This window comes from Flavobacterium chungangensis (assembly GCF_042654045.1).
GTDB classification, from domain to species: domain Bacteria; phylum Bacteroidota; class Bacteroidia; order Flavobacteriales; family Flavobacteriaceae; genus Flavobacterium; species Flavobacterium chungangensis.
Genome location: NZ_JBHSFY010000007.1, coordinates 272,758 through 294,432, shown reverse-complemented (window position 1 = coordinate 294,432; position 21,675 = coordinate 272,758). Strand labels below are relative to the sequence as shown.

Sequence of the window (21,675 nt, the reverse complement as noted above, 5' to 3'; positions counted from 1 at the left end):
TTTTCTTATCATTTTATTTGTTTTTATTATAATAAATTGAATTAATAAATAGTTAAAATATTGTATAATTTGATGGTAAATATTGATTTTATTTAACGTTTTTTTATACATATTAAAATATTTTCTTATTTTGGCTATATATACTAACGAAAAACTAACCCAAAATGAGAGTCTACTTGCTAATTATGTTGTTATTCAGCGGAGTGTCCTTTGCGCAGAATACAATTACTGGTTCGGTTACAGATGCTAATAAGCAATCTATCCCTGGTGCTAATGTTGTTGTTGTCGGAGAAAATAGTGGTGCTTCTACTGATTTCGATGGATCGTTTAAATTGACTACTAATGCTAAACTGCCTTTTTCTATAAAAGTTACAGCGGTAGGATTTGAGACTAAAACGATAAACGTAACAGCTGCAAATCAAAAAGTAAATGTGATTTTAAAAGATGAAGAAACAAAATTGGATGAAATTGTAGTTTCTGCATCAAGGACGCCAGAAAGAGTTCTGGAGTCTCCTGTAACCATTGAGAGAATGGGGGTTCAGGAAATCAAAAAGACAGCTTCTCCTTCTTTTTATGATGGTTTAGAAAATATGAAAGAAGTGCAGATGAACACCAGTAGTATGTCGTTCAAGTCGATAAATACTAGGGGGTTTGCTACTGTGGCGAATACTCGTTTTATGCAGCTAGTAGATGGAATGGATAATTCGTCTCCGTTATTGAATTTTGTTTTAGGAAACATGATCGGAGTTTCGGAAATTGATGTTCAAAGTGTGGAATTGCTTCCGGGAGCATCATCTGCTCTATACGGGGCTAATGCTTTTAACGGGATTTTGTTTATGACTAGTAAAAGCCCGTTTGTAGATCAAGGGGTTTCAGCTTATTTAAAGTATGGGGTAACTTCTCAAGAAGCTGCTGGTACAAATGGTTATTATGATTTTGGTGTTCGATTTGCTCGTGCTTTTAATAAATATATTGCAGCTAAAGCAAATATTACTTACATGCAGGCTACTGATTGGTATGCTACAAATTATAATGACAAGACTAGGGCAGGTGTTGATAGAACGAACCCTAGTTATGATGGAATTAACGTTTATGGAGATGAAGCGGCTACAAATATTAAAGGTGTGGGTCAGAGGTTGGAAGCAATGGGTTTGATTCCGGCAGGGGCATCTAATCTTTTGCCGAATTCTATGGTTAGTAGAACAGGGTATAATGAAATTGATTTGACAGATAATAAAGCAGCGAATATGAAAGTTGATTTCTCTTTGCATGCAAGACCTTTTGGAGACGAGAGATTGGAAGTTATCTGGCAAAGTAAAATTGGTACTGGAAATGCTGTTTATCAAGGAGCAAACAGGTATTATTTGAATAACTTTTTTATGTATCAGAATAAATTAGAGCTTAAAGGGAAAAACTTTTTTGTAAGAGGTTATATGACTGGAGAGGATGGAGGAAATTCTTATGATATGATTTTTACCGGTATTAATGTAAATAGAAAATGGAAAGACGATAATACTTGGTTTGGTCAATATGCTGGGGCTTTCATACAAGGGACTTTAGCAGGAATGAATCCGCAGCAAGCACATGCGGCGGCGAGATCTACAGCAGATACAGGTCGTTTTTTACCAGGAACGCCTCAGTTTAACAATGCGTTCAATCAGGTTATAAATGATCCAGACGTTTTAACTGGATCAAGATTGGTGGATAATTCAAAAATGTATCACTCAGATGCAAATTATAATTTTAGAGATGTAATAAAATTTGCTGAAATTCAAGTTGGAGGTTCTTTTAGAGCCTATGAGTTAAATTCTCATGGAAGAATTTATACGGATGCTAATAGTCAGATAAATTACAATGAATATGGTGCATATGCGCAATTGATGAAAAAATTTATGGACGACAGATTGAAGTTTACAGGATCTCTTCGATATGATAAATCTAAAAACTTTGATGGTAATTTCTCTCCACGTTTGTCTCTTGTGTATTCTGCAGGTGAAAAAAGAAATCATAATTTCAGAGGATCTTTCCAAACAGGTTTTAGAAATCCAACAACTCAAGATCAGTACATAGGATTTAATATCGGAAATGCAGTATTGTTGGGTTCTGCTCCTGATAACTTAACTAGATTTAATGAAACATTCAATTTAAGTACAGAAGGCCAGCTTTATACAGGAAGCCCAACAAAGGTTATGAATGGTAACGATGCTTATGGGAATTCTTATATAGCAAGTTCAGTAACTGCATTCTCTGCAATGGCAGGAACAGATCCAGTTGGTGCTGCTGCGTTGTTGAAAAAATCTAGAGCTAATTATGTAAAGCCAGAAGAAGTAAAAGCTTTTGAGTTAGGATACCGTTCTGTTTTTGAAGGGACATCAATAGATATTAATGGGTACTATAATATTTACAACAATTTTATTGGTAACTTAAATGTAGTTTCTCCTTTCTACGGAACTGCTCAAGATAATCCAAACATTGCTGCAGGAACTTCTGATCCAGGTGTTCAGTCAATTAGAGCGCTTCAAAACGGAGAGTATAGAACGTATCAATTGTATACAAATTCAGATGTAGAAATAAATTCATTGGGATTTGGAGTTGGACTTTCTAGAAAAATTATTTCAAACTTTGAGTTGGGAGTGAACTACAACTATGCTCAGTTTGATTTTGATCAAGCAAAAGACCCAAGTTTTGAGCCTGGATTTAATACGCCAAAACATAGAATTAAAATGTCAATTGGAAATGATAAGCTGTTTAAGAATTTCGGATTTAATGTTAGCGGAAGATGGAATAGTGAATATTTATGGCAGGCTGGTTTTGCTGATGGTATAATTAAAGAGGCAACAGTAATAGATGCTCAGATAAATTATGGAATTCCGAAATTGAAATCGGTAGTAAAATTAGGAGCTGCTAATATTGGCGGTAAAGAATACTATCAAGTAATTGGAGCTGGATTAATCGGACAGCAATATTTTGCTTCTTGGACTATTAATCCATAATTGATTGTTAACTCTTAATCAAATTCATTATTTATGTTTCTCGATGAAGATTTGGAAACAAAATTATAAAAAATTACAAATTATGATAAAAAATTTCAAATGGCTTTTATTGGTTTCGTTAACCTTTATGGCTTGTAATAGTGATGATGATGTGACTCCTCCAGTAGAGTCGTCTGATGGTAAGCCTTTGACTTCTGGAAGTGCTGATTTTGCCAAATATGTTGCTTTAGGAGATTCTTTTGCGGCAGGATTTAGTGATAATGCTTTGTTTATTAAAGGTCAAGAAGGAGCTTATCCGAATATTTTAGCGCAGCAATTTGCTTTAGTGGGTGGAGGTGAGTTTAAAACGCCTTTTGCAAATGATAATATAGGCGGTTTGCTTTTAGGAGGAAATGTTGTTGCTGGACCGCGTTTGTATTTTAATGGAACGCCTGTGCCAGTTACGGGAGTGCCAACAACTGAGGTTACAGCTCATTTGTCTGGAACATTTAATAATTTGGGAGTTCCTGGGGCAAAAAGTTTCCATTTGCTTGCTCCTGGTTATGGTAATGTTGCAGGTGTTGCTGCAGGAACAGCAAATCCTTATTTTGCTCGTTTTGCATCTAGCGCGACAACAACTGTTTTGGCTGATGCTTTAAGTCAAAACCCTACTTTCTTTTCTTTATGGATTGGAGGGAATGATGAGTTAGGATATGCTACTGCAGGTGGGGATCCGACAGTAAATCCGTTAACGCCTCCTGCTACTTTTGAGGCGGCTTACAAAGGTTTAGTGGCTCAGCTTGTTGCGGGCGGAAGAAAAGGAGTTATCGCTAATTTGCCAAATATTACCACTCTTCCTCATTTTCATGTGATAGCATACAATCAGCTTACGCAAGCTAATTTAACAGTTGGAGGAGCGAGTATGGTTGGTACTTTAAATGCGCAATTGTATGGGCCATTGAGTAATGCATTGAAATTTTTAGGGCAAGGGGATCGAATTAAACTTTTGTCTGCAACAGGAAATAATCCGTTGCTAATAGTAGATGAAACGTTGCCAGATTTGTCAGCCAATTTAAAAGCAGTGCTAATGGGTGGCGGATTGGATGTTAATACTGCTACGGCAATGGGAATGATTTTCGGAAGAGCTAGACAAGCGCTTCCTACAGATTTAATTGTTTTAGGGGCTTCATCAAGAATTGGAAAAGCCCCAACGGTAGCTGCTGACGGAATTGCTTCGCCTTCTGCTTCACTCTCTCAATTAGGAATTACTTTTCCGTTACCAGACAGATATGTTTTGTTGCCTTCTGAAGTGGCTGAGATTGAAGTGGCGACTACGGCATATAATTCTGTAATTAAAGCAGTGGCTGAAGCAAATGGTTTGGCAATGGTTGATGCTAAAACAATTATGGATGATCTAAACAAGCCAAGCGGAGTTACAATGAACAGCTTTACATTAAAAGCGACATTTGTTACTGGCGGTATGTTTTCTTTAGATGGTGTTCATCCATCTCCAAGAGGATATGCTTTTATTGCTAATAAATTTATCCAAGCGATTAATGCTAAATATGGTTCTAACTTAAAAGGTGTAGATATTGGTAATTATCAAGTTCTATTTCCTGCTACATTATAATGTGTAACTATTTTTAACCTTAAAACCGCTCATTTTTACCAATGAAGCGGTTTTTTTCATTTAATAAAAAAATGCTGTTTTTGTTATTTTTTAGCCAAGTTTTATGAATCAAACAAAATCATGCTATTTTTTATGAAAAAAAAATTGATTTTATATTTTAAAAAATTATCTTTGCGCTCTGAAAAAAGAGGTATTTTCGATAAACCTAAATAGCTATTTAATAAATACATAAGTAATGTCAAAAGTAATAGGAAAAGTTGCTCAAATCATTGGACCAGTAGTTGACGTAGTTTTCAACGGTAAGGATGTTGAACTTCCAAAAATTTATGATTCACTAGAAGTCACTAAAAAAGACGGAACTATCTTAGTTCTAGAAGTACAATCTCACATTGGAGAAAACACTGTTCGTACTATATCTATGGACTCTACAGACGGTTTGTCTAGAGGATATGAGGTAGTTGGAACTGGAAATCCAATTCAAATGCCAATCGGTCCAGATGTATATGGACGTTTATTTAATGTTGTTGGAGATGCAATTGATGGTTTAGGTGATTTACCAAAAACTGGAGAAAACGGTTTGCCAATTCACAGACAAGCTCCAAAATTTGAAGATTTATCAACTTCATCTGAAGTTTTATTCACAGGTATCAAAGTAATCGATTTGATCGAGCCTTACGCAAAAGGAGGTAAAATTGGATTGTTCGGTGGTGCTGGTGTTGGTAAAACAGTATTGATTCAGGAGTTGATCAACAATATCGCAAAAGGTCACGGTGGACTTTCTGTATTTGCAGGAGTAGGTGAAAGAACACGTGAAGGGAATGACTTGCTTCGTGAGATGTTAGAGTCAGGAATTATTAAATATGGTGATGATTTCATGCACTCTATGGAAAATGGAGGATGGGATTTATCTAAAGTAGATATGCCAGGAATGAGAGAGTCTAAAGCTACTTTCGTTTTCGGACAAATGAATGAGCCACCTGGAGCTCGTGCACGTGTGGCACTTTCAGGATTATCTATCGCTGAGTATTTCCGTGATGGAGCAGGATCTGACCAAGGTAAAGATGTATTATTCTTCGTTGATAATATCTTCCGTTTTACTCAAGCAGGTTCTGAGGTATCGGCACTTTTAGGTCGTATGCCATCTGCAGTAGGTTACCAACCAACATTGGCAACTGAAATGGGTGCAATGCAAGAGCGTATTACATCTACAAACAAAGGATCTATTACATCTGTACAAGCGGTTTACGTTCCTGCGGATGACTTAACTGACCCGGCGCCAGCTACAACTTTCGCCCACTTAGATGCAACAACTGTATTGTCTCGTAAAATTGCTGAGTTAGGTATCTACCCTGCGGTTGACCCGTTAGATTCTACTTCTAGAATCTTAACTCCTCAAATTTTAGGAAACGAGCACTACGACTGTGCACAAAGAGTAAAAGAAATTCTTCAAAAATACAAACAATTACAAGATATCATTGCGATCCTTGGTATGGAGGAGTTATCTGAAGAGGATAAACTTTCAGTAGCAAGAGCACGTCGTGTACAACGTTTCTTGTCTCAGCCATTCCACGTAGCAGAGCAATTTACAGGTATCCCAGGTGTATTAGTTGATATTAAAGATACTATCAAAGGATTTAACATGATCATCGATGGTGAGTTAGATCACCTTCCAGAAGCAGCATTCAACTTGAAAGGTTCTATTCAAGATGCAATCGAGGCTGGAGAGAAAATGTTAGCTGAAGCATAAAAATAAAGTTAAAAGTTAGAAGTTAAAGGTTGTACGTTTTGTAACTTTTAACTTTTAACAAATAACTTCTAACTTAAAAAATATGATTTTAGAAATAGTATCACCAGAAGCGAAATTATTTTCAGGAGAGGTAACATCGGTTACTTTACCAGGAGTTAATGGAAGTTTTCAGATTTTAAATCATCACGCGCCAATTGTTTCTATCTTAGAAGAGGGAACAATTAAAATTGCAGCTCCAAGCTTCAATTTTTCTAAAGAGGCTGCTGATAAATTTACGAGAGTTAATGACCAAACTTATACTTTAGAGATTAAGTCAGGAACAATCGAAATGAAAAACAATAAGATAATTGTTTTAGTTGACTAAGGCAATTTCAAAATAAGCAGAAAAGCCAGACAGTATTGTCTGGCTTTTTTTATTTTATTACTTTTGAAGTATTAAAATCTCTTTATAAAAATATTCGATCAATAGTAAAAGTTTAGTAAGCTTTTGCAGTTTTGCTTCATAATTAGACAATGAAGCAGCATTTTTTATGTCAAATTTTATAAAGAATATATATGAAAAATATATCAAGAGTTGCTGTTCTTGGCGGCGGCGGAAGAACTGGGAAATATCTTGTAAACCAGTTATTAGAAAACGGATTTAGTGTAAAACTTCTATTGAGAAATCCCGACGATTTTACCATTCAAAACTCAAACATAGAAATCATTAAAGGTGATGCTATTAATGAAGAATCAATAAACTTATTACTTAAAGATTGTCAAGCAGTGCTAAGTACTATTGGTCAACGGCCAGGAGAGCCTATGGTTGCAAGTCAGTCAACGAAGAACGTTTTAAATGCTATGAACCGTTATGGTATTGAGCGCTATGTTTTATTGGCAGGTTTAAATATAGACACTCCATTTGATAAGAAGAGTCCACAGACGAGTATGGCTACCGATTGGATGAAGGCGAATTTTCCTGAAATCCAAAAAGACCGACAATTAACTTATGATCTTTTGGTTAATAGCAAAATAGATTGGACACAAGTTCGTGTCCCTCTAATTGTTTTTTCTGATGACAGTTCTGAAATCTCTGTAAATATTGAAGATTGTTTGGGAGAAAAAATTTCGGCTTTTGACATTTCGAAGTTTATAATAAAAGAAATGGTCGAGTCAAACTATATTAGGCAATCACCGTTTATAAGTTCCATTTAAATTTAGAACAACAGCGGATTTCATATAATCCGCTGTTTTGTTAATTCTAAAATGAATTGCCTAACTTTGGTTTTATGAAGCTGCCAGAAAATCTTAATCGTAAATTAGAAAATTGTAAACAGGATAATCAGTTTAGAAAACTTCCTGTGTTCAATAATCTGATTGATTTTTCTTCTAATGATTATATCGGATTTTCTAAATCGGAAACTTTATTCAAACACACTCATGCTTATTTGCTCGAAAATGAGATTTTTCAAAATGGAGCAACGGGTTCTAGATTAACTTCAGGAAACCATTCTCTTTATCCAATTGCAGAAAGTTTTATAGCTCAATTTCATGAGGCAGAAACGGCTTTAATTTTCAATTCGGGATACAATGCCAATTTAGGTTTTTTTAGCGCTGTACCGCAAGAAAATGATGTTGTTTTGTATGATGAATTATGTCACGCTTCTATAAAGGATGGCATCGCGATGTCTCGAGCAAATTCGCATCATTATATTCATAATGATGTTGAAGATTTAGAAAAACACATTCTTAAATTTCCAGATGCCACAATTTATATTGTAACTGAAACTGTTTTTTCTATGGATGGAGATAGTCCGAATTTAGAAGAGTTGATACAGCTTTCAGAAAAATACAATTGTTATTTAATTGTTGACGAAGCTCACGCTTTGGGTGTTTTTGGAGAAAAAGGGGAAGGACTGACTCAGTATCTGAGGTTACATGATAAATTTTTTGCTCGAATCGTAACTTTTGGAAAAGGTTTAGGATCTCAAGGAGCAGCAATTTTAGGAAGTGTCGACCTTAGAGAATATTTGATCAATTTTGCAGGAAGTTTTATTTACACAACTGCTTTGTCTCCTCATGCTGTGGCAACAATTTTTATAGCTTATCAGCAATTGGAAATTGAAAAAGAGACTATCGATAAGCTTCGCCAGAATATTGTGTTTTTTAATCAGCAGAAAAATTTGCTGGGTTTAAAACCAATGTTTATTCATAGTAAATCTCCAATACATTCTGCAATTGTTCCGGGCAGTGAAAATGTTAAAAAGTTGGCAGAAGAACTTCAGAATAAAGGGTTCGATGTGCAGGCAATTGTTTCGCCAATTGTTCCAGAAAATCAGGAACGACTTCGTTTTTGCATTCACAGTTATAATTCGCAGGAAGAAATTAATCAGGTTTTGGAATTAGTTAGAGATTTTGTTTTTTAGATTCTGATTTTTCAAGACTTAAATTTGAAAAAAGAGTAAAGTTTTTTGTAACGTTTTGTTTTTTCGATTACTTACAGACTGTAATCAAATAAAACACATCCAATCATGAAAACCAGATTTCAATTTATAGTAACTGTATTTATATTCTTCTTTTTTGTTTGTAATAGCATTTCGGCCCAAAGCAAAACTTCAAAACTGGAAAATTCTCTTCTTTGGGAGGTTTCAGGAAAAGGGCTTAAGAAATCTTCTTATTTATACGGAACGATTCATATGATCTGTTCAAAAGATTATTTTTTATCTGAAAAAGCCAAAAATGCTTTTGAGAAATCGGATAAATTGTTTTTAGAGATCAACTTTACAGATCCGAACGAAATGAGCGAAATGCAGCAATTGGCAATGGGAAAAGAACCTTTGAGTAAAAAGCTGACTCCAGAACAACTTACAAAATTAAATTCTATTTTAAAAAAGAGCACCGGAATGTCGGTACAGCAAGTAGACAGTTTTAGTCTTGTGACGGTTTTGAGTCTGATTTCTATGAAAAGTTTTGGTTGTACAGATTTGAAGTTTTATGAAATGGAGTTTTCAGATGCGGCCAAAAAAAGGAATGTTTCTATTTCGGGATTAGAATCTGTTAAAGCTCAATTCGAAATTCTTGAAAATGCTTATTCTAATGATGAAATGCTGGCGCTTTTGGAAGAATCAACCCTTGAAGAAACGGTGGAATTGGTAGATGCTTATAAAAAAGAAAACATTGAAGCGATGTATGCATTTAGTACAGATAAACGATTTACAAGTGAAAAAACTAAAAAGCAGATTCTTGATGATAGAAATCAAAACTGGGTAAAACAAATGCCGGAGTTACTGAAGCAAAATAGTGTTTTCATAGCTGTTGGCGCAGCGCATTTAGGAGGTGAGTATGGAGTTATTAATTTATTGAGAAAAGAAGGATATACTGTAAAACCTGTAATGAACTAAATCTGCTTTGAGAGAGAAGGAACAAGAGTTTTTAAATCGAATAGAAAGCCATAAAGGAATCTTGTATAAAGTTTCTAAGATGTATATGGATAATTCTGATGATCAGCAGGATTTGTTTCAGGAGATTGTATGCCAACTCTGGAAATCATATGAATCTTTTCGGAATGAAAGCCAGTTTTCGACATGGATGTACAGAGTAGCAGTAAATACGGCAATTGTCTTTTTGAGGAAAGAAAAACGGAAGGTGGACAGATATGAAATCGCTTCAGAAAATGTCAAAGAGGATGAAGGAGATTCTCATATAAAAGAAAGTCAGTTGGATCATTTTTACAAAGCAGTACAGAAACTCGAAAAAATAGATAAAGCTATCATTTTCTACCAACTGGAAGGTTTCTCTCATAAAGAAATAGGAGAGAATCTAGGAATATCTGAAGGAAATGCTAGAGTGAAACTGAATAGAGCCAAAGAAAAATTAAAAGAAATTATTAAAAAACAAGGATATGGATTTTAACGATATACAAAATGCATGGAATAACGAAAAACCTGAAAATGTTGTTCTGCCATCAAACTTAGAAAAGATTCAATCTGCTAATACGCCCTTAGACAAAATCAGAACAAATCTAAAAAATGAATTTGTCTATCAAATTTTATCGATAATTTCTATGGCGGCAATTCCGATAATTTGTCACTTTAATGAACAGATGATTTTTTTATACTATTTAATCTATAGCTTGTTTTTGGCTGTTTGCGTTTATTATTTAGTAAAATTATATTTCTTTTTTAAAAGATTGAATGCAACAACATTGAAAACAAAAGACAGTTTGTATGAGACGTATTTTGATATTAGACTGAATATGGAATTGTACAAAACATTTGGCTTCTCGCTAACTCCTTTTATCGTTGTGTACTTACTGGGCTTTTATTTTTATGGTCTTTCTGAAAAATCAGGTTTATTAAATCACGAATTTACTAACAGACAATTATTTGGGTTTTTTGCTATCATTGTTTTTACGGTACTTTCTATGGGAATTTCTTTAGAATGGTGGGTTCAAAAGTTTTATGGAAAATACGCCAAAGAGATAAAGAAAGTAATTGACGAGTTGAAAGAAGAATAAAAACAAGAAACCCATCAGTAATGATGGGTTTCTTGTTTTTTAATTAAATATGATTTTCTTCGTGACTACATGACCATTTTCTAGAATTACTTTTACTAGTAAAACCTGATTGCTAGAATGTAAATTTGTAATCTCTAATTCCTTTGCATCTATTTTACTTTTGTTGTAAAGCAATTGTCCGCCTATAGTATAGATTTGCACTTCTTTAATATTTTCAGTTTCGCTAACCGCATTGATTACTTTTGATTTTATCGAAACTAAAACTCCATCTTGTACATTTTCAAAATCATCTGTACCTAATGTTTTATTGGTGTAACGTAATACAAAACGATCTGTAAAAGTTCCTGCAGCTGTTTTGAAAGTGTAGTTTGAAGCGCGAAGATCTGTTATTGTTCCTGTTGTTTTATCTTCTAGATAAACCGCTTGTTTGTTAAAAAATCCATCTGCATGATCTATCGAGATTGTAAGTTCGCTACTAACAGTTGTTTTATAGCCAAGAGGAACAGTATCTGTATTATCAAAAGGTAAAGCTCTTGCTTGAACAGTAAGTTTTTTAGCTTCATTTATGGTGTAAAAATCGATAAAAGAATTACCTGACATTGTAGTTGCATCATAGTTATGATCATAACTGTTTGATGCTCCTTCTGCATAACCCACTAGAAGTTGTTTAAAGGCGTCTTCGGTATTACTTAAATTTAACCACAAACGATTTACTTCAACTTCAGTTTCTTTAGCCGTCGTTTTATAAAATTGTGTGTTTTGTGCTTTTACACGTTGCTCATTAGTAAAGGTTACCGAAGTAACTCTTGGTTTAATAAAGAAACCTTGTCCTACTCCAATATATCCTGAAGGCTCTTCTCCTCCAGTTGTCGCTTTTGTTGATCCAAGTAATGTTAGTACTGCATAATCTGGACTGCTGTAGGTGTAAGTATTGCTGCCATTCTCTTTTTTTGGAGGCGAAATATGTGTCCAAAAGTATAAAGGTCCAACTTCTCCGTTATCTCTAATGAATTTTCGAGCATCAATAGCAGATGGGTAAGGGTTTCCAACAAAATGGTATTTATCAGGCGTAATCGGAATCAAAATATTTCCATTGTTTGGTTTTCCATAGAATTTTCCAGTAAAGTTAGAAGGATTTTGAGTATCAAAAGATTGTGGTCCTCTAATGCTGTATCCTTTTCCAGGTTCCATTGTCTTTTTCCCGTACAAATCCGTTGCCCATTTGAAATCAGAAGTCCAATAGAAAAATTTATCAAATAAAGTTTCAGGAGACAAAGTACTCATTTTAAAATCTGGATTGTCTACTGGTGATGACCAGTACGTTAAATCAAAACGACGAATTTCAGTTATTCTTTGAATTTCAAAAGCTTTATCGCTTCCGGTAAACATATTTTTACTTGTAGAAGTTTGAAGAAATGATCCTCCGTCTAAAATTAAAAGTTTTCCTCCTTCACCTACGTTTATATTTTCATCAACAGTTAAAGTAACATCTTTTGGGACTGTTAATGTGATATTTGGATTTACAGTACAAGAACAAACTGTAAGATCTGACTTTAGTTCCGTATTTGAACTTATCACTAAAGAGCTGCCATTCGGAATAGTGCCAGTTCCATTGTATACAATATCCGTTTTTGTAAAATTAATTCCAAGATTGGCATCACCACCATCTTCTCTTAGGCGTATTTCTACTCTAGACTCACTGTTTAAAGGGTAAAGGTCTCCTCCGTTAATTAAATAAGTGGTATTGTCCCACCCATCTCTAGAAAAGATTAATTTATCATCGATATAAAGCTGAATTGCATCATCATGGTTCATATGTTTTAACTGATATAATCCACAATCGAAACCTTTACGTTTGTAAACCACAGTAAAATTGTTGTCTGGTATTTGAGAACCTTGCCAAATGGTAGCAGATGAAGGTGATTTGTCTTTTGTCCAATAATTTGTTGAATCAGGATTTAAATGAGGATCAACATAATAACCTGCATATCTAACATTTTGTAAGGTTATATCGTTGTTAACATAACCATAAACGTTCCATACTTTGTCTCCATATTCAGTAGGATTTCCTTTTTGGATACCAGTGAAAAAAGAAACTCTTGAATCTCCACCGTCTTCATAATACTCTAGAACAAATTTATGTTGGCCTACAGTTAAATTTTGTGTAGCGTAATCCATAGTAAAACCGTGACCATTCCATCTTGTTATAACTGGAACAGCTGCATCATCGATGTACAGTCTTACTCCATCGTCGCTTCCAATGTCAAAACTGTATACTCCAGCTTCAGTAATATCGGCAAGCATTTTATATCGTACAAAGAATCGGTCAGAAGGAGCAGCATCACAAGCAAAATTTGAAGTTTGTCCAGTAACAGAACCTCCTCCAATATTTCTATCAAAATTTTTGTTTTCAGTTACAATTCCTATGTAAGTTGCAATACTAGTATTTGGTAAAGCTGGATAAGAAATATTTGGAGGCATGGCAGCATTATTTGCCATTTTATAAACATAGCCAATCCATGTATTAGGCCCAAAAGCAGTTTGATCTCCAGTTGGAGTACATGGAGCAGCGGTTACATCAACACTTACTGTTGCTGATGAATATATGGTTCCATTAAAAATACTATAAGTGAAATTTGACGTGCCTACAAATCCTGGTGTTGGAGTAAAGGTAATGTCAGTTGTGCCATTTACCACTACTGTTCCGCCTGAAGTTGGCTGAGTAACAGTAATATTTTGTACAGGAGTATTTCCAACGACATCATTAGCTAAAACTGGAATTGAAATACTCTTGTTAGATGGTGTAGTGGCAAAATCACTATATGCGATAAATACATTAGAATCTTTTATGTTTCCTGCAATGTTTACTTTTGTTCTAAAATGAAATTCTTCGTTTGAATTATAAATATAAAGACGAATAAAAATGGCTTTTCCAGGTGTCAGAGAATTTAAATCTGAAGCAAAAGGAGCGCTAATGCTTCTCCAAGTTCCACTAGTACTTGTTTCTGCTAACAATGTTTTTACATTGGTAGTAAACGTGGCATCGTCAGAATAGTTAATTTTAAATTTTTGACCGCTTCCCCCCTGATTTCTAAACATGAAGTTGAAGGTGGTTAAGTTTACGCGATGCGTGTTGTCGGCTTTTATTGTAAATTCTAAATATTTGCTATTATCTGCTGCACCAGACGGCCAGCTGCCAGTATGAAAAAATGGATTTTTTTTGTCTTCGTTTATATCATACCATAAATAGGTGTTCGGGTATAAAATGTTGCCTGAAGTTACATAAGGTGATAGCGGAGTTGCCTCAAGTCTGTTAGATTCATTTCGCCCATACCAGATTACCAAAGGTTCTGGTGTTTCTTCTGCTACTGTTATCTTTACGGTTGCTTCTGATGAATTATTTGCCGCGTCTTTTATAGTGTATTTGAATGATGTTGTGCCTGTAAAGTTATTGGCAGGGATAAAGCTAACAGTATTATCTGGATTAAGTATTGCCGTTCCCGCAGATGCTGGTGGTGGAGAAGAAATTGCCATCGAAGTAACATTTTCTTTTTTAATATCATTGTTTAATGGTGAGATATTTACTTCTACGTTTTTTATAGCTTTAACAAAATCGTTGATTGCTAAAATTTTGTTAGGATCAAAGCTAGAAACAGCCCCTGTAATAGTTGTTGAAGTATTAACATTTCCAGTTTTGATATGGAAATTATTGTACGAATTATAAACGTATAAACGAATGTATACTACTTGTCCTGGTAAAACAGGATTAATTTCTTCTGAAAAAGGAGGGTCTATTGAGGTCCAATTGTTAACACTTGCTCTTTCGGGAACTAATACTTTTACGTCTTTTTTGAATTCAGAATCTTTGGAATACAATATTGTGAATTTCTCTGACTCGCCACCACCTTGACTTCTAAATGTCATTTTAAAAAGAGTCAAGTCCAATTTTTTGCCAGAATCTGGAGTTACTTTAAATTCTACGTATTTTGCAAGATTGATGTCGCCTTCATTTTGTTCGCCGTTTGGCCAGTCTTTGCATAAAAAAAACGGTTCTTCTTCCCAGCCACTAGTGTATTCCACGTTTACTTTTGATGGATCATTAGAAGAAGATAGGTAAGACAATGGTAGAACAGTCGCGTTAACAGCTGGATTAACAGTTGGTTTTTTTGGATCGCTTGGTGTTTCAGCTCTCCATTTAATTAAATCTACATTTTGTGCAAACGTTAAAAAAGGCAATAAAAAGAATAAAAGTAAAGTTTTTTTCATGTTAAATGTTTTCTATCAATTTGTTATGCTGGCATAAGACTTTTCGAACCGCGCAAAGATATACACATCTACGAGCTAGAATTTGTTAGGGTTTTGGGAACCCTCATTTAATCGATGAATTGTTAAAATAGTCGATGAACTACATTAAAAATTTTAATGTTCGGCAAATATTCTTATAAAATCATGAAAAATATTATAGGAATATTCGTAAAATATGAAGCTTTTAAAGACTGTTTTTTGAGTTTTTAGAATAAAAAACGTCAGATTTGCTATAAATTCTTCAAAAACGGAATAATTTATAACTGAAGAGAATGTGGCTTTTAAGCCTTTAAAGGGAGATAGAGAAACTTTTAGGAATTTAAGAAAGTTGGAAAAAATCTCCTTTTTTTGAATGATGAAAATGAAATTAGTTTTCTTCTAATTCTTTTGCTTTTTCGTAAACTAAATTACTTTCATAACCTCTTCGGAGCATATAGTCGCAAAATTTTTTACGTTTTTTGAGAAGATTGGTTTCAGAAATAGAATTCCAAGATCTTTCCGCAAGATTTTCAAAAGTTTCAAAATATTCTTCAGAAGAAATTTCTTTCAGAGCTAAAGTAATATTGGTTGAAGAAATATTTCTTGCTTTCAATTCATTGGTAATTCTGATTTTTCCCCAATGTTTAATTCTGTGTTTACCTCTTGCGAAGCTGCAAGCAAAGCGGGTTTCATTCAAGAAATTACCTTCAATTAGCTGTACCACAACAGTATCAATCTCATCACGAGTCATTTTTAGGCTGTATAATTTAGCCACAACTTCATCATGACAGCGCTCTTGGTAAGCACAAAAGTGTTCTAGCTTTTGTAAAGCTTCTTTGATGGTGAAAGTGCTGTTCATCGGGTTTTTCATGCGTTTTAACGTTTAAATTGAGTAATGCTCGATTTGTTATAAAATAATTCTGAAATTTGTTAATATTTTATAAAAAGAAATAAATTATAACCTTGCGTATTAGGCTAATTTAAATATTTTTGTACGGAATTTTAACATTTTAAAATTTCGGCCTAAGATGTCAGAATTTAACATTTTAGGGTTCAGCTGATTACCTAAAGAACATTGTTCTTTTTGAAAGAAATGCCTTTTTGCTTTAAGCAACCAAAAACAAATTTAAAACAAATACCTACTGTTATATGATGAGAAAATTACTTTACTCGTTTTTATTTTTCATTTCTTCTAAATCTTTGCTCAAAAGATTAAATACACCAAGTTTAGGATTACTTTGTGTTGGAATGTTTTTTGTTGTTTCTTTTGTAAATGCTGCGACAATAACAAGTACTTCAACCGGAGGGAATTGGAATTTAGGATCAACTTGGTCTGGAGGCGTTGTTCCTTTGCCTACAGATATTGTTATTATTGCCAATGGAGCTAATGTTTCTACTAGTGGAAATCAGACATGTGCAGGATTAACAATTACAGGGAGGCTTACGATGGTTAATAATGAAATCCTTACTGTCAACGGAAATGTCGCAGGAAACGGGAATTGGACAACAGCGGCGGGTTCAATGATTATTTCTCTTACAGGAAACTGGACATTTAATGGTACATCTACAGGTAGCGGTGCGACAGCTGTTTTTACAGGTACAAATAATCAGACTTTATCAAATAAAATAACTACTACTGGTGGAGAGTTAAGAATTAATAAGACAGGAGGATCTGTTACTCTTGGGAGTAATATTACTATAGGGACATTTACTAATACCTCCGGAATATTTGATGCAAAAACATTTCTTTTAACGGCTACAACAAACAACTTGGTAGCGGGAACATTACGAGTTGGTGCCGGAACTTGGGGTGGAAATTATTCTTTTGCACCAGCTTCATTTCCGTCAGGATTTACGATTGAGTATAATGGTGGAAATCAGACTGTTCGTAATGCGACATATTCTAATCTTATTATCTCAGGAAGCGGATCAAAAACAGCAACAGGAAGCCTTACAATTAATAATGATTTTACTTTAACTAGTGGAACTTTTGTAGCTAATAATGCAACAAGTTTTACGCATTCCATATTAGGTAATTACACACAGACAGGTGGTGTTTTTGATTTTAACGGAGGTACTTCTGGAGTAAGTAATGTGAATATAGCAGGTAATTTCACAAATACAACAGGAGCAGGTTCTATAACAACAATTGGAGCAGTACAAAACGGAATTTTTAATTTTAACGGTACAGGTATACAAACATTAAATATGCCAACTGATGCTGCCGCAATCTGGGTTAAATATAAGGTCAATAGTGGAAGTACTTTAAAATTGGCTTCAGACCTTACATTAAATACAGCTTTAACTAGTGATACAGACCCTTGGATGGGAGAGCTTAATGTAAGTGGAACAATCGATTTAGGAACTTTTAAAATTGTACCATCGGGAGGAAGAGGAAACGGCTCAGGAACAGCAAAATTTGTGTTAAATTCAGGCGCCACCTTAATTACAGCAAATGCTAATGGTATAAATGGAGCAGTGCCAGTTTCTGGATCTATGACACGTACTTTTAGTACAGCAGCTGACTATACTTTTAATGGAACAGTTTCTCAGGTGACCAGCACAGGTTTACCTTCAACGGTAAATAATCTTACAATAAGCAATACGCATTCTTCAGGAGTAACATTGAGTCAAGCAACAACTGTTAGTAAGAATTTTTCAGTTTTAGGAGGATCTATTGCTAACTTGAATACATTTACGCATAGTACAGCAACACTTATACTTGGAGGGGCAGTAATGATTCCAGGGACTTGGGGTTCGACAGGTTCTGCTGCGGCAAATAAAAATGATACTTACTTTGTTTCTACGGCTAGTGGAATTATAAATAATACTTGTACTTCTCCTACTATTACAGTACAACCTAATGATTTAACAATTTGCGAAAACACATCAGGTACTTTTTCAGTAACATCTAACACTACAGGAGTTAGTTATCAATGGCAGTATTCGTTAAATGGTACAAGTTGGACAAATATTGATGCTTCATTATCAGCTAACTTGTCCGGATATACTACTCGGGTATTAAGCTTGAACAATACGCCAGTTGCTTGGAATGGTTATAGAGTAAGATGTGTAGTGTACAATGGTTTATGTGCGGTTAATTCAAGTTCTAAACTGCTAACAGTAAATCCAGTACACACTATTTCTGCAGGAGCAAATCGAAGCGTTTGTCAAAATAGTGCAATGACACCGATAGCATTGACATTGGGTGGTGGCGCAACAGATGCGGTTGTCACTGGTCTTCCTTCTGGAGTAACAAGTTCAGTTACTGGAAATACTTTAACAATTAGCGGAAATCCAATTGCAATAGGCATATTCAACTATAATGTTACCACAACAGGTAATTCTTGTACAACAGCAACCACAACTGGAACCATAACTGTTGGAATAGGCAATAATATCATAACATACAATAATGGTAATTCTAATTCGGTTTGCGTGAATGTAGATGAAAATCAAACAGCCATCTTTACAGCTCCTGCTGGAACTTATTTTAACACAGTAAGTTTTGCGAGTTATGGTTCTCCGACCGGATCTTGTGGGGCATTCCAAATTAATTATGTATGCCATTCTGCTGTAAAAAGTCAATCTTATACAGAAAGTAGGCTTTTAGGAAATACAGGAGCCATTGAGGTTATAGCTAATAACGAGAATTTTGACGATCCATGTGTTGGTACTTTTAAAGCTTACAAAGCTGTTGCGAGATATTCAGAGCCAATTTGTGCTGGTACAATACCGGGACAAATTTCAGGAAGTGCACCTACAGGAGGCGGAGCTTATGCTTATTTATGGGAGATTAGCACAACAAGTTCGACTTCAGGATTTAGTGCAGCTCCAGGAACAAATAATACTCAGAATTATATTCCAACAGTTCAAGTGACTAGAGATACTTGGTTCAGAAGAACGGTAACTTCAGGTGGTACATGCCCGAACGTTTCTGCGGTTGTTTTGATAAAAGTTAATCCTTCACCAACATTGACAGGTGCATCTCAATCAGCTTCAGTTTGTTCAGGATCTGCAGCAACGATAAATTTGACTGGATTATTGGCAGGAAGTACATCAACAATCTCATATTCGATAAATAATGTAGCACAAACTCCAATTACTTCTCTTGTAGCAACTTCTGGAGGAACGGCTAGTTTTACTACTCCAGCATTAACTACTGCAAATAACGGACACACTTTACAGATAACAGGAGTAACAACTACAAGTTCAACTCCGAACTGTAGCTTGTCATTCTCAACAAATGTAACATTATCAGTTAATCCTACACCAACATTAACAGGGGCTAGTCAACCACTTTCAGTGTGTACAGGGTCTGCAGCAACAATCAATTTGACTGGATTATTGGCAGGAAGTACATCAACAATCTCATATTCGATAAATAGTGTAGCGCAAACTCCAATTACTTCTGTTGTCGCAAGTGCTGGCGGAACGGCTAGCTTTACCACACCAGCATTGACTTATGCGAATAATGGGCAAATTTTACGCATAACTCAGATTACAACAACAAGTTCGACTCCAAATTGTAGCTCAGCATTTACAAGTGATGTAACATTGTCAGTTAATGCAACACCTACAACCCCAACAATTACAAAAAACCACGATGCTGCATGTAATACTTTAGGAAGTATAACTCTAAGTGGTTTGCCAGCAGACTGGACAGTTACTCGTACAGGAACGACTACTTCGACTCAGCCCTATACTGGTACAACATCTACTTTCCCTATTGAAGGGTTAGCAGTAGATACTTATAACTTTACTGTTAGAAATAATACTACAGGTTGTATTTCAAGTGCAGCTACTGTTACAATAACAGATACTAGTTCTAATACAGAATGGGATGCAACAGGATGGACAAATGGAGAACCTGACGGAAGTAAAAGCGTTACGATTTCATATGTTACAGCAAGTCACCAGCCTTTTACAATTGCTAAGCCAAACATAGCAGCGTGTTCTTTAACTATTACTGCGGCATCAAATGTAATTGTCCCAAATGGAGTAACTCTGACAATCACAAATAAAGTGACAACTAATGGTAACTTAGTATTTGAAAGTGGTTCAAGTCTATTACAAACTACGAATGTGCAAAATCAAGGTACGATTGTTTATAAAAGAGCAACTAAAATAAACCGTTTCGATTTGACTTACTGGTCAAGTCCAGTTACGGGAGAACTAGATACTTTTAAAATGAAGGATTTGTCGTCGGAAACCCTTTTCGATAAGTTTTTTACTTATAGTCCTACTGGAGGATGGGCAACTAATATGTACGGAATGGCGGAAATGGAACGAGGAAAAGGATATAGCATTAGAGGACCGCAGTCTTTTGATACTCAAACTCCTGCTGACTTTACTGGAGAATTTAAAGGAAGACCAAACAATGGTGATATAACGGTACCATCAGTGGTTCCAGATAAATGGTTTTTATTAGGAAATCCTTATCCATCTGCGATCGATGTAGATGCATTGTGGGATGCGAATAAGGATGTATTAGGTGCGCTTTATTTCTGGACTCACGTTGCTCCTCCAACGAAAGCTCCAGGAGAGAATACCTATCGTTATACAAGTAATGATTATGTAGTTTATACTGCTTCAGGAGGTACTGTTGTTAGTGGAACAAAATCATTTGACGGATTTATAGCTGCAGGTCAGGGATTTTTTGCTAGACCAAAAACGACCGAAATACACTTTAATAACGATATGCGTAGAGGTGCATCAGTTAATGGTAGCTTCTTTAAAGTAGCTAGTAAAAGTAAGAGCATTGAAAGAAATCGTATTTGGTTAAATATGGTAAATAACGAAGGCGCTTTTAAACAAATATTGGTTGGTTATATTGAGGGCGCTACGAATAATGTAGATTTTAATTATGACGCTCCTACAATTGCAGGTAACTCGTATCTTGATTTTTATAGTTTAAACGAAACTAAGAAATTAACTATTCAAGGACGTGCCCTACCTTTTGAAAATACCGACTTAGTTCCGTTAGGATATAAAACGACTGTTGCAGGCGATTTTACGATCGGATTAGATCATGGAGATGGATTCTTTAATAAACAAGAAGTTTACTTAGAAGATAAAACTACTGGAAAGACAATTAATTTACGTAACGAAAACTATACATTCAGTACATTAGTTGGAACTTTTACCGATCGTTTTGTCCTTCGTTATACAGGTAAAACATTAGGTACAGATGATTTAGAAAATCTTGAAAACAGCGTTTTGATTTCTGTAAAAAACAAAACAATAAGTATTACTTGTTCTAAAGAAACGATCAAAGAAGTTACTATTTTCAACGTTGGCGCTCAGTTAGTATATAGCAAAAACAAAGTAAATTCGTCAGAATTGCAGATTGCAAATTTACACTTTAGTGATCAGGTTTTATTAGTTAAAGTAACTTTAGAAAATGGTTCTACTATTACTAAAAAAGTCATTTTTTCTAATTTGTAATAAAAAAATAATATTTCTTCAAAAGCCCATTCTTTTATTAAAGAATGGGCTTTTTTTTAATTTATAAAAATCCCTAAATCTTGGTATTGTGTTTTTAATT

12 protein-coding genes are annotated in these 21,675 nt (G+C 34.8%); 10 read left to right on the top strand and 2 right to left on the bottom strand.

Annotated elements, in window-relative coordinates; genetic code table 11:
* Positions 1 to 164: 164 nt before the first annotated feature.
* The 9 genes from ACFO3N_RS13740 (at position 165) to ACFO3N_RS13700 (ending at position 10,844) form a co-directional block, all read left to right on the top strand.
* Positions 165 to 2,993: a TonB-dependent receptor gene (locus ACFO3N_RS13740; RefSeq protein ID WP_379798570.1), complete on the top strand. Its 2,829-nt coding sequence runs from the start codon at positions 165 to 167 to the stop codon at positions 2,991 to 2,993.
* A gap of 82 nt (positions 2,994 to 3,075) precedes the next feature.
* The gene (locus ACFO3N_RS13735; RefSeq protein WP_379798568.1) at positions 3,076 to 4,602 is read left to right on the top strand and encodes a G-D-S-L family lipolytic protein; all 1,527 of its coding nucleotides are present in this window, start codon (positions 3,076 to 3,078) and stop codon (positions 4,600 to 4,602) included.
* 235 nt (positions 4,603 to 4,837) lie between these two features.
* On the top strand, positions 4,838 to 6,349 hold the full coding sequence (gene atpD, locus ACFO3N_RS13730; RefSeq protein ID WP_379798566.1) for a F0F1 ATP synthase subunit beta: 1,512 nt from the start codon (positions 4,838 to 4,840) through the stop codon (positions 6,347 to 6,349).
* A gap of 82 nt (positions 6,350 to 6,431) precedes the next feature.
* Complete coding sequence (locus ACFO3N_RS13725) at positions 6,432 to 6,713, top strand: FoF1 ATP synthase subunit delta/epsilon (protein WP_095928500.1); 282 nt, start codon at positions 6,432 to 6,434, stop codon at positions 6,711 to 6,713.
* 191 nt (positions 6,714 to 6,904) lie between these two features.
* Entirely contained in the window at positions 6,905 to 7,543 is a 639-nt protein-coding gene (locus ACFO3N_RS13720) for an NAD(P)-dependent oxidoreductase (protein WP_379798564.1), read from the top strand.
* 74 nt (positions 7,544 to 7,617) lie between these two features.
* Complete coding sequence (locus ACFO3N_RS13715; RefSeq protein ID WP_379798562.1) at positions 7,618 to 8,754, top strand: aminotransferase class I/II-fold pyridoxal phosphate-dependent enzyme; 1,137 nt, start codon at positions 7,618 to 7,620, stop codon at positions 8,752 to 8,754.
* Between the two features lie 105 nt (positions 8,755 to 8,859).
* Positions 8,860 to 9,729, top strand: coding sequence for a TraB/GumN family protein (locus tag ACFO3N_RS13710; protein WP_379798560.1), 870 nt, complete (start codon positions 8,860 to 8,862; stop codon positions 9,727 to 9,729).
* A gap of 7 nt (positions 9,730 to 9,736) precedes the next feature.
* Entirely contained in the window at positions 9,737 to 10,240 is a 504-nt protein-coding gene (locus ACFO3N_RS13705; protein WP_379798558.1) for an RNA polymerase sigma factor, read from the top strand.
* Entirely contained in the window at positions 10,230 to 10,844 is a 615-nt protein-coding gene (locus ACFO3N_RS13700) for a hypothetical protein (protein WP_379798556.1), read from the top strand. The genes ACFO3N_RS13705 and ACFO3N_RS13700 overlap by 11 nt, the downstream gene beginning before the upstream one ends.
* A gap of 39 nt (positions 10,845 to 10,883) precedes the next feature.
* Here ACFO3N_RS13700 and ACFO3N_RS13695 read toward each other — a convergent pair whose 3' ends face one another.
* Together ACFO3N_RS13695 and ACFO3N_RS13690 are read right to left on the bottom strand one after the other, a co-directional pair.
* Complete coding sequence (locus tag ACFO3N_RS13695) at positions 10,884 to 15,110, bottom strand: Ig-like domain-containing protein (protein ID WP_379798554.1); 4,227 nt, start codon at positions 15,108 to 15,110, stop codon at positions 10,884 to 10,886.
* Positions 15,111 to 15,516: 406 nt separating this feature from the next.
* Positions 15,517 to 15,999, bottom strand: coding sequence for a regulatory protein RecX (locus tag ACFO3N_RS13690; RefSeq protein WP_379798552.1), 483 nt, complete (start codon positions 15,997 to 15,999; stop codon positions 15,517 to 15,519).
* 278 nt (positions 16,000 to 16,277) lie between these two features.
* Here ACFO3N_RS13690 and ACFO3N_RS13685 point away from each other — a divergent pair, with 278 nt between their 5' ends.
* The gene (locus tag ACFO3N_RS13685) at positions 16,278 to 21,575 is read left to right on the top strand and encodes a T9SS sorting signal type C domain-containing protein (RefSeq protein WP_379798550.1); all 5,298 of its coding nucleotides are present in this window, start codon (positions 16,278 to 16,280) and stop codon (positions 21,573 to 21,575) included.
* Positions 21,576 to 21,675 lie beyond the last annotated feature (100 nt).

Coding starts and splice junctions, on each gene's coding strand:
- ACFO3N_RS13740 (WP_379798570.1), top strand. CDS start 165: ATGAGAGTCTACTTGCTAATTATGTTGTTATTCAGCGGAGTGTCCTTT.
- ACFO3N_RS13735 (WP_379798568.1), top strand. CDS start 3,076: ATGATAAAAAATTTCAAATGGCTTTTATTGGTTTCGTTAACCTTTATG.
- atpD (WP_379798566.1), top strand. CDS start 4,838: ATGTCAAAAGTAATAGGAAAAGTTGCTCAAATCATTGGACCAGTAGTT.
- ACFO3N_RS13725 (WP_095928500.1), top strand. CDS start 6,432: ATGATTTTAGAAATAGTATCACCAGAAGCGAAATTATTTTCAGGAGAG.
- ACFO3N_RS13720 (WP_379798564.1), top strand. CDS start 6,905: ATGAAAAATATATCAAGAGTTGCTGTTCTTGGCGGCGGCGGAAGAACT.
- ACFO3N_RS13715 (WP_379798562.1), top strand. CDS start 7,618: ATGAAGCTGCCAGAAAATCTTAATCGTAAATTAGAAAATTGTAAACAG.
- ACFO3N_RS13710 (WP_379798560.1), top strand. CDS start 8,860: ATGAAAACCAGATTTCAATTTATAGTAACTGTATTTATATTCTTCTTT.
- ACFO3N_RS13700 (WP_379798556.1), top strand. CDS start 10,230: ATGGATTTTAACGATATACAAAATGCATGGAATAACGAAAAACCTGAA.
- ACFO3N_RS13695 (WP_379798554.1), bottom strand. CDS start 15,110: ATGAAAAAAACTTTACTTTTATTCTTTTTATTGCCTTTTTTAACGTTT.
- ACFO3N_RS13690 (WP_379798552.1), bottom strand. CDS start 15,999: ATGAAAAACCCGATGAACAGCACTTTCACCATCAAAGAAGCTTTACAA.
- ACFO3N_RS13685 (WP_379798550.1), top strand. CDS start 16,278: ATGATGAGAAAATTACTTTACTCGTTTTTATTTTTCATTTCTTCTAAA.